Below are 12,161 nucleotides of genomic sequence, written 5' to 3'. Positions count from 1 at the left end.
GATGTAGGACGGATTTTGCGGACATTCAAAATAAAAAAGAATGTGGAGGTAACAGACAATGGCAAAATCATTATTTGAGGAACTGGGCGGCAAATACGAAAGGCAAGGGGATTATTTGATACCGTGCTTAACTGTACCCGCCGAAGAAGAACAGGCAATAGGCATCTGGGGGCAACGGCATTTAGATTATCTAAAACAGTACCGTAAAGTTACATACACCAATCTTCTTACAAGCGGCAGGCTAAACGCCTACCTTGCCGACATCAACAGACAGGCACAGGAACGCTTTGAAAGGCTCATAGAGGGTATGAAACAGGCACAGGGCATAACGGAACAGCTAAAGGCAGAAAACGCCTTAGAATGGACAGGATGCCTCAATAACATAAGGGCTTGTGCGAGGGAGATTGTGGAAAAGGAAATTATTTTTGCATAAACAGATGATTAGTGGCAGGGGGAAATCCTGCCGCTTTTTCTGCTTTAGTTTGTCAGCTTGACAAATAAAGGGTTAAGGAATATAATTAGATTCAGTTTTATACAAGGAGTTAATAAATATGCGGCAAGGTATTCTTAAATAAACTGTCAATTTGATAGTGGGAACAAAAAGTAGCAGTCCCGTTTCACTTTTAATATGGGGCTTAGTTTTTTGTACCCAGTTTAAGAATACTTTTATCATGTAATTTTATATGCCCGAAAACATATAAGTGTTTTGGGGCTATTGGAGTTATTTACCCAGTGATAGGAGTATTTATCACTGGGTATTTTTATGCCCTTTTTTGGGTGTTGATAGGAGGAAAATCACATGAAAATAATTAACTTAGGCATTCTGGCTCACGTTGACGCAGGAAAGACAACATTAACGGAAAGTTTATTATATACCAGTGGTGCAATTGCAGAACTAGGGAGCGTAGATGAAGGCACAACAAGGACAGATACAATGAATTTGGAGCGTCAAAGGGGAATCACTATCCAGACAGCAGTGACATCTTTTCAGTGGGAGGATGTAAAAGTCAACATTATAGATACGCCAGGCCATATGGATTTTTTGGCGGAAGTATACCGTTCTTTATCCGTTTTAGACGGAGCAGTATTATTAGTTTCTGCAAAGGATGGCATACAGGCACAGACCCGTATACTGTTTCATGCACTACAGACAATGAAGATTCCGACAATCTTTTTCATCAATAAAATTGACCAAGAGGGGATTGATTTGCCAATGGTATATCGGGAAATGAAAGCAAAGCTTTCTTCGGAAATTATAGTGAAGCAAAAGGTTGGGCAGCATCCCCATATAAATGTAACGGACAATGACGATATGGAACAGTGGGATGCGGTAATTATGGGAAACGATGAACTATTAGAGAAATATATGTCAGGGAAACCGTTTAAAATGTCAGAACTGGAACAGGAAGAAAACAGGAGATTCCAAAACGGAACGTTATTTCCCGTTTATCACGGAAGCGCTAAAAACAATCTGGGGATTCGGCAGCTTATAGAAGTGATTGCCAGTAAATTTTATTCATCAACGCCTGAAGGTCAATCTGAATTATGCGGGCAGGTTTTTAAGATTGAATATTCAGAGAAAAGGCGGCGTTTTGTTTATGTGCGTATATATAGCGGAACATTGCATTTGAGGGATGTTATTAGAATATCTGAAAAAGAGAAAATAAAAATCACAGAGATGTGTGTTCCGACAAACGGTGAATTATATCCATCCGATACAGCCTGCTCTGGTGATATTGTAATTTTACCAAATGATGTTTTGCAGCTAAACAGTATTTTGGGGAACGAAATGCTGTTGCCGCAGAGAAAATTTATTGAAAATCCTCTCCCTATGCTCCAAACAACGATTGCAGTAAAGAAACCTGAACAGCGGGAAATATTGCTTGGGGCACTTACAGAAATTTCAGATGGCGACCCTCTTTTAAAATATTATGTGGATACTACAACGCATGAGATTATACTTTCTTTTTTGGGGAATGTGCAGATGGAAGTCATTTGTGCCATCCTTGAGGAAAAATATCATGTGGAGGCAGAAATAAAAGAGCCTACTGTTATATATATGGAAAGACCGCTTAGAAAAGCAGAATATACCATCCACATAGAAGTCCCGCCAAATCCTTTCTGGGCTTCTGTCGGGTTGTCCATAGAGCCGCTCCCTATTGGAAGCGGAGTGCAGTATGAAAGCAGAGTTTCACTTGGATATTTAAATCAATCGTTCCAAAATGCGGTTATGGAGGGGGTTCTTTATGGCTGCGAGCAGGGGCTGTATGGATGGAAAGTGACAGACTGTAAAATCTGTTTTGAATATGGATTGTATTATAGTCCTGTAAGTACCCCCGCAGACTTTCGGCTGCTTTCCCCTATCGTATTGGAGCAGGCTTTAAAAAAAGCAGGGACAGAACTATTAGAGCCATATCTCCACTTTGAAATTTATGCACCGCAGGAATATCTCTCACGGGCGTATCATGATGCTCCAAGGTATTGTGCAGATATTGTAAGTACTCAGATAAAGAATGACGAGGTCATTCTGAAAGGAGAAATCCCTGCTAGATGTATTCAAGAATACAGGAACGATTTAACTTATTTCACAAATGGGCAGGGAGTCTGCTTGACAGAGTTAAAAGGATACCAGCCAGCTATTGGTAAATTTATTTGCCAACCCCGCCGCCCGAATAGCCGTATAGATAAGGTTCGGCATATGTTCCACAAGTTAGCTTAACAGCTTGCAAAAGTCATATAAAATGAGATTTGAAAGGAGAATGTAACTTCATGTTTGCTAAAAATTCAAAGGCATATTCTGTCTACCTGCTGTTCCGATTTGTCTGTTCCCTGGCGGTTTCTATGTCCACAGTGCTTTCCATCGTGTACCACCTGGAGGTGGTGCAGCTGGATGCTTTCCAGCTTGTCCTGGTAGGGACGGTTCAGGAGACCTCCTGCTTTCTGTTCGAGATGCCCACCGGTGTGGTGGCGGATTTGTATAGCCGTCGGCGCTCGGTGCTGATTGGAATGTTCCTCTACGGCCTGGGCTTTCTGATGGAGGGTGCGCTACCGTGGTTCGCGCCGGTTCTGCTGGCCCAGGTTGTCTGGGGTTGCGGTGATACCTTCATCACCGGCGCTCTGGAGGCGTGGATTGCCTCGGAGGAAGAGGACAAACCCATAGACAAGGTGTTCCTGCGGGGCAGTCAAATGGGGCAAATCGGCGGCGTTCTGGGCGTGGTGCTGGGCACACTGCTGGGAAACATAAACCTGCAAATGCCTCTCATCTTGGGGGGCAGTTTGTGCTTGTTGTTGGGGCTGGTGATGGTTCGCATCATGCCAGAAACCAACTTCTCCCCTGCTATTGAGGAACGGCAGGGCTTGCTTAAAGACTTTGTCTGCCTGTTCAAGCTCAACCTGGGCTTTGTGAAAGGCGCACCTGTGTTGCTGGCGCTCTTAGCAATCACACTATGCGGGGGACTTGCCAGTGAAGGCTTTGACCGGCTCTCCACCGCTCATTTTCTGGATGACACGGTAATACCCGTTATCGGGCCGCTGAACAGCGTCACTTGGTTCGGTGTTATCAGTCTTATCGGCAACGGCTTAGGTATTCTGGCTTCTCAGTTGCTCATCGCCCGCATGGAGAAAAAAGGGACTGTCAGCCGAACCAGTGTGGTCATGTCCACCAGCGCCGGGTATATCCTGTTCCTGGTTCTCTTCGCGGTGGGGCGGAGCTTTTGGTTCATGTTGTTGGTGTTCCTGCTGGCGGGGCTTATGCGCACCATCAAGGAGCCTGTGCTGGCCGCCTGGATGAACGACCAAGTGGATGAGAAAATGCGCGCCACAGTCTTTTCCACCAGCGGACAGCTGGACTCTTTCGGGCAGATCATCGGCGGGCCTATTGTGGGGCTGGTAGCCCAGCAGGTGTCCATACCCTGGGGGCTGGTCTGTACCGCTTTCCTGCTGTTGCCCGCGCTGTTCTTAGTGCCGGTGGCGGGAAAGAAGCGGGATTGATATGGCATAGTTAAGTTTACTGACGAGCGGGAGATTACTTCCGCTCGTCTTCATTTAGTAGCGCAAAATTTGAGGACTCTTTATTTCCTTATTCGGTATAGCGGAGGCGGCTGTCAATTCGACATAATTTTCTTGTGATACTTTACCGTACATGAGCATTTGTTTCGTATTTGAAAGAACAAACTCACCAAATAAAAAAAACGATATTCGGGTGGGTTATTTTGTTATACCCTAAATTACCCTCTGAATTTGTTTTTAAATTTGGAGGGATTTTTTTATGTCCTTTTTTCGGGCAGTTATCTATCTGCTCATACGAAGCAAAATTTATCAATACATAGCATATCAGAGAACGGCAGGAAACCAGTTAAAAAAATTTCTGCCAGTGCAACGGTACTTCTCACCTTGAAAGTAGAAGTACAATCTCCATACAATAGAATTACTATTTCCTATAACCGTAAAGGTCACAGAGCCTTTGCGGTTTTTCTTTTGTCGATTTTTGTTGGAAAGTGCCGTAGGGCTGTTTCTGATATGCGGTGTCGTTCTCCGCCTCTCCATCTGGATTTTTTACATTTCAAAAATTCAGATGGGAGGTATTTATGGTGAAATATGCACCAAGAAAGGTATATATCAGAGAAAGTGGCGGCTATGTGGAATTATCCTACACGGAGTTCTGCCGTTGCAGGGAATCCGACCAGACCTATATGGACAAGCTGTTTATCCCCATTCAAGGCTGTCTGCTTGAAGTCGTGAGGGAGCAATACACAGACTTCTACCGTGACAAGGAACGGTGGCGTTATCTGCAAAAATTAGATACAAAGAATAGACTGCTATCTCTCGACGGATTTACGGACAGCGAGGGGAATCCTCTGGACTTTATCACTGATGAAGCGGTGGACATTGCAGAAACCGTTGTCAATGCGGTCATGGTGGACAGGCTGAAAGCCGCCCTGCCTTTGCTGTCGGATAGTGAACAGGAGCTGATACAGGCAATCTTTTTTGACGGACTTTCCGAGCGTGAAGTCGGGGCGAGGTTGGGCATAACCCAGAGCGTTGTAAACAAACGCAAAGCCAGAATCCTAATAAAACTAAGAAAGATAATAGAAAATTAAAATTTAAGGCGTTCAGCCCCCTTGTTTTTTCCTTTGGGAAGATGAGGGGGCTTTTCTCTGCCCTCTCAATCAATTCTGATTGGAGGAAGTAAGAATGGCATACAACCACGGACGGGAGGACAGGAAATGGCGTATCTGGAAAGAAGCGGAGGAAAAGCTGCTGCGTGAGTGCGGCGTTGATGAAGCGACCATTGAGCAGATACGCATGGCGGACAGGGCAGACTTCAATTCCAACAGGCGGTTTTACCGATGGACGAATGACGTTGCGGAATATCTTGAGGACATGGCAGGCAGGGAGCGGCAGGCGGAAGTGGGTACGGTTGCGGAGTTACTGGAAGAGATTGAGAGCGAAAATCTCTATCAAGTATTAGTCACGGTGGACGGGCGTACCTTGAAAATCGTCCTGCTGAAAATGCAGGGGTATTCCACAAAGGAGATTGCCCCGCTTGTGCATTTGACGACTGGTGCCATCTATGCGAGGTTAGACCATCTGCGGAAGAAGCTGCGGAAAATTTTATAGCTTCTAAAACAGCCTGCCATCCTGCGGGCTACTGGGTGAGGGATGGAAATCCCCTCACTCATTTTTTGCAGGAGGACAACAGGATGGCATACAGGGTTAAGGCATACACGCTTCGGGAGGAATCCACGGAAAGCGGCACAAGGTATTTTATCAGCTTTAAGGACGGGCAGGGCAAATCCCACGAGTTGGAAGTGTCGGAACAGTTCTTTATGGAGTTTCGGCAGATGGAGCGCAGGAACAGGAATCTTTTCTAATGGGACGAGCGGCACAGGGAGTTTAACGAGGTATGGGACGAAACCCTTTACAGACGGGCGTTGCGTGTGCCTAAGAGCCTTGATGAACGCATGGTTGAGGAAGAACGGAATGAAACGCTCTATAAGGCGGTTGGGAGCCTTCCAGAGATACAAAGGCGGCGTTTCCTGCTCTACTACGAGTATGAGTTCAATTTTTACCAAATCGCCGCTATGGAGCATTGCACCGCTTCGGCAATACAGAAATCTGTTGCGATTGCAAAGGAGAAAGTAAAGGCGGAAATTGAAGAAATATCTCCAACCGTGACCGACACCGCCCGAAAAAGAAATCTGTTTTTTATTTGTGTGGGATTGGCGGCATTACATACTCTCACTTTTTTCCGTGGGAGTAAATCTATTTTTAAGGAGGTCAACGCCTATGTGCAACGAAAACAAAGACACCGCCCGAAAGGAGGAAAGCCATGCAGAAGTTACAGACAGTCAACGCCGAAACGCTCCTTTATGAACCGCTTGAGAAACCATCCTTTGTGGTGGACAGCCTTATCCCGACAGGCTTATCGCTGTTCTGCGGCTCACAGAAGATAGGCAAAAGCTGGCTCATGCTGAAGCTATGCTTATGCGTGTCGCAGGGAATCCCTTTATGGGATATGCCGACAATGGAGGGCGATGTGCTTTACCTCTGCCTTGAGGACACGTTCTGCCGCATACAGGACAGGTTATTTCGTTTGACGGACGAAGCAAGCGGGCGGCTCCACTTTGCCGTGGCAAGCTGCAAGCTGTCAGACGGTCTTATCGTGCAGCTTGAAGATTATCTGAAAGATTACCCAGACAGCAGGCTCATTGTCATTGATACCTTGCAGAAAGTCCGTACAGCTTCAAAAGACAATGCCTATGCAAGCGACTATGGGGACATCTCCCTCATCAAAGACTTTGCCGACAGGCACTCTCTGGCGGTCATTGTCGTACACCACATCCGAAAGCAGAATGACAGCGACGTGTTCAACAAGGTGTCTGGGACGACAGGATTAACGGGGAGTGCGGACGCTACCTTTGTTCTGGAAAAGGAGAAACGTGCGTCTGACACCGCCAAGCTGTATGTGACGGGCAGGGACACGCCTTATCAGGAATACACGCTGCGTTTCCGTGATTGCCGTTGGGAGCTTGTGGAGCGGAAAACGCAGGAGCAGCTTGCGAAAGAAACGATACCAGATGTCCTTTTTCGGTTGGTGGATTTTATGAGGGATAAGGAAGAATGGATAGGCACGGCAACGGAACTGTTAGCCGCTATGGGGGAAACGGAAACCATACCCACGGTGATTACGAAATGGCTGAATGAATACCGCACCACATTTTTAAGCGAGAACCGTATCTGCTACCAGTACAGCCGCAGGAAAGACGGCAGGCGGATTGCCCTTGCAAGGAGGGCGGGTGACAGCGGTGATGGTGGTGACAGCGATATTAGGATACCCCCCTGTTACTGTCATTGACGCTTAAAGCCATGTAAAGCTGGCGGCTCTGCCCTGCGGGTGACAGCAGTGACGGTGGTGACAGTGATTTTAGGATACCCTGCCGCTGTCATCCCTACGGGAGAACACCCCGTAAACGCAAAATGCAGGCGTGAGATTTACTCGCCCTTTTCGGTCGTGTAAAACCACCCCTGCGGTCAGAAAAATCATTCCGATTTTTCCGACTGCGTTTACAGGGTGTAACACACTACACTTTGCCCTGCAAAGTCGTGTGCCAGACGTTCCCTCTGGACTCCCTTAAGGCAGGGCTGTGCCCTGCTATCCTACGCCTTACGGCTTCGGATAAAAGAATGGCGGCATGACGGTGACGGCTCTTGCGAGGGGGGTATCCCAAAAACACCGTCATCATCGACATGACCGTCATGCAGGGGGTGAGGGTGACAGTTGCGGCAGTCGGCAGGGGGTATCCCAAAACTGCTGTCACCACCGTCACCGCTGTCACCCCAAAGGACGGTCACCCGCCGAAAGAAAGGAGGAATCCGCCTATGCCTTATGCAATCCTGCGTTTCCAGAAACGAAAAGCGGGCGGCGTTGCGGCTTGTGAACGCCACAACGAGCGGAAGAAAGAAGCCTACAAAAGCAACCCAGATATAGATATGGAACGCTCTAAAAACAATTACCATCTCATAGCACCACCAAAGTACACCTACAAGAAAGAGATTAACCGCATGGTAGCCGAAGCGGGGTGCAGGACAAGGAAAGACAGCGTGATGATGGTGGAAACGCTCATCACAGCTTCACCAGAATTTATGAACCAGTTACCGCCCGAAGAACAAAAAGCGTATTTCCAGACGGCTCTTGACTTCATTTCGGAGCGTGTTGGAAAGCAGAATATCCTCTCCGCTGTCGTCCATATGGACGAGAGAACGCCCCATATGCACCTCTGCTTTGTGCCGATTACGCCAGACAATAAGCTGTCAGCGAAAGCTATCTTAGGCAACCAGAAATCATTATCCGAGTGGCAGACCGCCTACCATGAGCGGATGTCCTCACGGTGGAATCAGCTTGAACGGGGGCAGTCCTCAATGGAAACCAAGCGGAAACACGTCCCCACATGGCTCTATAAATTAGGCGGCAGGCTTGATAAACAGTATGAAGAAATCGTGTCTGCCCTATCCGACATCAACGCCTTTAACGCAGGGAAGAAAAGGGATAAAGCGTTAGATTTACTCTCTGCATGGCTGCCAGACGTGGAGAAATTCTCTAAGGAAATCGGGAAACAGCAGGCGTATATCGACAGTTTGAAAGAGAGAATTGGGCAGGAATCAGACTATGCGGGGCGTATGCGTGATGAAAAGTACGAGCAGGAACTAAAGGTGCAGAAAGCGAATCAGAAGATATTTGAATTGCAGAGAACCAACGAGCAGATGGGGCGGCTGCTGTCAAAAATACCGCCCGAAGTGTTGGAAGAATTGCAGAAAAATCATAGAAGCAGAGCGAAAGAAAGGTAGATATGTGAATGAAGAAACAGGATTTTAAGGTGTTAAAGACCAAAGACTTGTACCCGTTCCCCGACAATCCGTTTCATGTGGCAGAAGATGAAACACTGTCAGAGTTAGCGGAAAGCATCAAGGAATTTGGCATTGTCACGCCGATAATCACACGCCCGAAAGAGGACGGGGACGGTTATGAAGTGATTGCAGGACAGCGGCGTGTCCGTGCTTCTGAACTTGCAGGGATAAATACCGTGCCTGCGTTTGTCCTGCCCTTAGACCGTGACCGAGCCATCATCACCCTTGTAGACAGCAATTTGCAGCGTGAGAATATCCTGCCATCGGAGCGGGCGTTTGCTTACAAGATGAAATCCGAAGCCATGAAGCGGCAGGGTTTCCGCACAGACTTAACCTCGTCACAAGTTGTGACGAAGTTGCGGACGGACGACAAGGTGGCACAGGGCTTCGGCGTGGGCAGGATGACCGTGCAGCGTTTTATCCGCCTGACGGAACTGATACCGCCGATTTTGCAGATGGTGGACGAGGGGAAAATCGCCCTCACGCCTGCGGTGGAACTGTCCTTCTTGAAGAAAGACGAGCAGGAAAACCTCTTTGCCACGATGGAGAGCGAAGAAGCAACGCCCTCACTCTCACAGGCACAGCGGATGAAACAGTTAAGCCAGAGCGGGCGGCTTGACATGGATACGATATTTGCGATTATGACGGAGGAAAAGGGCAACCAGAAAGAAACCTTGAAAATCAACACAAGCAAGCTGAAAAAATACTTTCCGAAGAACACAACGCCGAAGCAGATGGAGGAAACCATCATCAAACTTTTGGAGCGTGAGTTGCAGAGGAAACGCAACCGTGACAGCCGCTAATCTTCTTTTTTCGGGAAGTAAATACAGAGAGTTGAGGTATGGAGAATGAGAGAAATCCAGTATGAAATCGTAAAGGAAATCGCAGTATTGTCTACGGGCGACAGTGGCTACACAAAGGAAATCAATCTCATTTCATGGAATGGGAAAGAGCCGAAGTATGACATCCGCAGCTTTTCCCCGAACCGTGAAAAGTGCGGCAAGGGAATCACGCTGAACGCTGATGAAGCGGCGGCACTCCTTAAAGCATTACAGAAAGAATTAAACAGCGAGGATTAATGGTATCTGATTGGCAGGGCGGGGACATTTCCAAACTCTTCCCTGCCCTGTCTGGAAAGGAAGATTTAAGTATGGGCGAGGATAAGAAAGCAGATAAAAAGAGAAAGCGTATCGTGCCAAAAGCACCAGTGCAGATGATAATCAGCCGTGAATATGTCGGCACACAGACCGTTACAGAAGCGTTTGTCCCGATTATTTCCGAGGATATTCGGAAGAAGATTGCCGAGGGCGACACCTTCGACAATGAGGGGCTGTCCGCTTAGAATGTACGCAATGGAACATGAAAACAGATAGGACAGATATGGAGGTTTTACAGTATGGCAGGAATAAGAATGGAGAACAAGATTTATGAAGTCGGCATGTACTGCCGCTTGTCAAAAGACGATGGCACGGATAACGAGAGTGCGAGCATTGCGACACAGAAATCCATCCTCACGGATTATGTGAAAAAGCAGGGATGGCACTTAGCAAAAACGTATGTGGACGACGGTTACTCTGGTACAAATTTCCAAAGACCAAGTTTCCAGAACATGATTAAGGACATTGAAAGCGGTCTGATAAACTGCGTTATCACGAAAGATTTATCTCGTCTGGGGAGGAACTATCTTGATTGCGGACTGTATCTGGAAGTGTTTTTCCCAGAGCATAATGTGAGGTATATAGCGGTCAATGACGGCGTGGACACGCTCAATAAATCCGCTATGGACATCACGCCTTTCCGCAACATCCTAAACGAAATGTATTCCGCCGATGTGTCGGTCAAGATAAAATCGGCGTACCGAGCGAGGTTTCAGCAGGGGAAATTCATGGGGACGACAGCACCATACGGTTACGTCAAAGACCCCGCCGACCACAACCATCTGCTGATAGATGACAAAGTTGCCCATGTGGTAAGGGAAATATTTGACCTTGCGTTAGCGGGCAACGGAATCGCCAAAATCCGCAAGCACATCAACAAACAGCATATCTTACGCCCCGCCGCTTATGCGGCGGAGCAGGGGGCAACAGGCTATGAGAGGTATTTTGAGGAGAATGAGGAGAACCGTTATATTTGGAGCGAGAACAGCGTAAGGGGCATTTTAAGAAGCCCGATATATGCGGGAAACCTTGCAGGCTACAAGCGGATTGCCGCCAACATGAAAAGCAAGAAACGCCCCTCTAAGCTGCCCGAAGAATGGGAAGTGATACCAGACACCCATGAGGGGATAGTCACGCAGGAGGAATTTGATACCGTACAGCAGCTTATTACAAGCCGCAGATTACCAGAAAACAAGGGCGGCTTTGAGAACATCTTTGCAGGCGTTATTAAGTGTGCGGACTGCGGCTATGCGATGCGGGCTATGAGTGCCAACAGGAGGAAACGCCCCGACATCATCGACTGCGTACAATATTCCTGCAATAATTATGGCAGATACGGTAATATCATGTGTACCGCACACAGCATTGAAGCGAGGGACTTGTTCAACGCTGTCCTCACCGACATCAACCGATTTGCGGATATGGCAGTCAATGATGAAAAGGCAGTGAGGGCGATTGAAAAGCGGCTCACGGAAACAGACCAGAGCAAGGCAAAGGCACTGGAAAAGGAGCAAAGAAAACTGAACAAACGCCTTGCAGAACTGGACAGGCTGTTTTCCTCACTCTATGAAGATAAGGTGATGGAGCGTATTACCGAGCGGAATTTTGAGATGATGTCGGGAAAATACCAGAAAGAACAGCTTGAAATTGAAGCAAGGCTGAAAGAGGTAACGGAAACGCTCAGCGACAGCTATGAGAAGACGCAGGGTGTCCGTGATTTCCTCTCCCTAATCCGCAACTATCAAGGCATTAAGGAACTGGACGCAACCATCATAAACGCACTTATAGACAAGATACTTGTTTCGGAACGTGAGAAACTTACAGACGGAATGGTGCGGCAGGAAATCAAGATTTATTATAAATTCATCGGCTTTGTCGGTGAATTACATATCACACCGACAAAGCGGTGGACTGCGTTAAAGCCTAAGAATTGTACGGTGTGCGGTGTTGAATATGTTCCCCGCTCTGGCATATCGAAGTATTGTCCTGCTTGTGCCAAGAAGATACAGAGGGAGAAATCAAACGAGAGCAAACGCAGGAGCAGGGAGCGAAACAGACAGGCATGTATTGAACTGTCCGCAAAAAATGACCGACTGA

At 47.4% G+C, this 12,161-nt stretch carries 10 protein-coding genes and 2 pseudogenes; all 12 read left to right on the top strand.

Features of this window, described 5'->3' with window-relative positions; all coding sequences use genetic code 11:
- Positions 1 to 58 precede the first annotated feature (58 nt).
- The 12 genes and pseudogenes from DXA87_RS16875 (at position 59) to DXA87_RS16815 (ending at position 12,161) form a co-directional block, all read left to right on the top strand.
- Positions 59 to 433, top strand: a complete 375-nt coding sequence (locus DXA87_RS16875) for a TnpV protein (protein WP_001129922.1) — start codon at positions 59 to 61, stop codon at positions 431 to 433.
- Between the two features lie 366 nt (positions 434 to 799).
- Positions 800 to 2,719, top strand: a complete 1,920-nt coding sequence (gene tet(O) / locus DXA87_RS16870) for a tetracycline resistance ribosomal protection protein Tet(O) (RefSeq protein ID WP_117477955.1) — start codon at positions 800 to 802, stop codon at positions 2,717 to 2,719.
- 50 nt (positions 2,720 to 2,769) lie between these two features.
- Positions 2,770 to 3,990 carry a tetracycline efflux MFS transporter Tet(40) gene (gene tet(40) / locus DXA87_RS16865; RefSeq protein WP_109215034.1) on the top strand — a complete coding sequence of 407 codons (1,221 nt, stop codon included), beginning with the start codon at positions 2,770 to 2,772 and terminating at the stop codon, positions 3,988 to 3,990.
- A 599-nt stretch (positions 3,991 to 4,589) separates the two neighbouring features.
- Complete coding sequence (locus DXA87_RS16855) at positions 4,590 to 5,099, top strand: sigma-70 family RNA polymerase sigma factor (protein WP_105116765.1); 510 nt, start codon at positions 4,590 to 4,592, stop codon at positions 5,097 to 5,099.
- Positions 5,100 to 5,193: 94 nt separating this feature from the next.
- On the top strand, positions 5,194 to 5,619 hold the full coding sequence (locus tag DXA87_RS16850) for a sigma-70 family RNA polymerase sigma factor (RefSeq protein ID WP_000323895.1): 426 nt from the start codon (positions 5,194 to 5,196) through the stop codon (positions 5,617 to 5,619).
- An 83-nt stretch (positions 5,620 to 5,702) separates the two neighbouring features.
- Positions 5,703 to 6,177, top strand: a pseudogene (locus DXA87_RS16845) (sigma-70 family RNA polymerase sigma factor).
- A 154-nt stretch (positions 6,178 to 6,331) separates the two neighbouring features.
- Positions 6,332 to 7,357, top strand: a complete 1,026-nt coding sequence (locus DXA87_RS16840; RefSeq protein WP_001170964.1) for an AAA family ATPase — start codon at positions 6,332 to 6,334, stop codon at positions 7,355 to 7,357.
- A 524-nt stretch (positions 7,358 to 7,881) separates the two neighbouring features.
- Positions 7,882 to 8,847, top strand: coding sequence for a MobV family relaxase (mobV, locus tag DXA87_RS16835; RefSeq protein WP_001820668.1), 966 nt, complete (start codon positions 7,882 to 7,884; stop codon positions 8,845 to 8,847).
- Between the two features lie 8 nt (positions 8,848 to 8,855).
- The gene (locus tag DXA87_RS16830; RefSeq protein WP_000743700.1) at positions 8,856 to 9,710 is read left to right on the top strand and encodes a ParB/RepB/Spo0J family partition protein; all 855 of its coding nucleotides are present in this window, start codon (positions 8,856 to 8,858) and stop codon (positions 9,708 to 9,710) included.
- A 45-nt stretch (positions 9,711 to 9,755) separates the two neighbouring features.
- Positions 9,756 to 9,986, top strand: a complete 231-nt coding sequence (locus DXA87_RS16825; RefSeq protein ID WP_001206986.1) for a PC4/YdbC family ssDNA-binding protein — start codon at positions 9,756 to 9,758, stop codon at positions 9,984 to 9,986.
- Between the two features lie 71 nt (positions 9,987 to 10,057).
- On the top strand, positions 10,058 to 10,249 hold the full coding sequence (locus DXA87_RS16820) for a hypothetical protein (protein ID WP_001820669.1): 192 nt from the start codon (positions 10,058 to 10,060) through the stop codon (positions 10,247 to 10,249).
- A 54-nt stretch (positions 10,250 to 10,303) separates the two neighbouring features.
- Positions 10,304 to 12,161, top strand: a pseudogene (locus tag DXA87_RS16815) (recombinase family protein).

Origin of the sequence: Desulfotomaculum sp. OF05-3 (assembly GCF_003435535.1) — a bacterium.
Lineage (GTDB): Bacteria > Bacillota > Clostridia > Lachnospirales > Lachnospiraceae > Pilosibacter > Pilosibacter fragilis.
The sequence above is the reverse complement of the archived record's forward strand: the minus strand, read 5'-3'. Positions and strand labels throughout refer to the sequence as shown.

Excerpts from the sequence above, each read along its gene's own strand:
- DXA87_RS16875 (WP_001129922.1), top strand. The coding sequence starts at position 59 with ATGGCAAAATCATTATTTGAGGAACTGGGCGGCAAATACGAAAGGCAA.
- DXA87_RS16850 (WP_000323895.1), top strand. The coding sequence starts at position 5,194 with ATGGCATACAACCACGGACGGGAGGACAGGAAATGGCGTATCTGGAAA.
- DXA87_RS16840 (WP_001170964.1), top strand. The coding sequence starts at position 6,332 with ATGCAGAAGTTACAGACAGTCAACGCCGAAACGCTCCTTTATGAACCG.
- mobV (WP_001820668.1), top strand. The coding sequence starts at position 7,882 with ATGCCTTATGCAATCCTGCGTTTCCAGAAACGAAAAGCGGGCGGCGTT.
- DXA87_RS16830 (WP_000743700.1), top strand. The coding sequence starts at position 8,856 with ATGAAGAAACAGGATTTTAAGGTGTTAAAGACCAAAGACTTGTACCCG.
- DXA87_RS16825 (WP_001206986.1), top strand. The coding sequence starts at position 9,756 with ATGAGAGAAATCCAGTATGAAATCGTAAAGGAAATCGCAGTATTGTCT.
- DXA87_RS16820 (WP_001820669.1), top strand. The coding sequence starts at position 10,058 with ATGGGCGAGGATAAGAAAGCAGATAAAAAGAGAAAGCGTATCGTGCCA.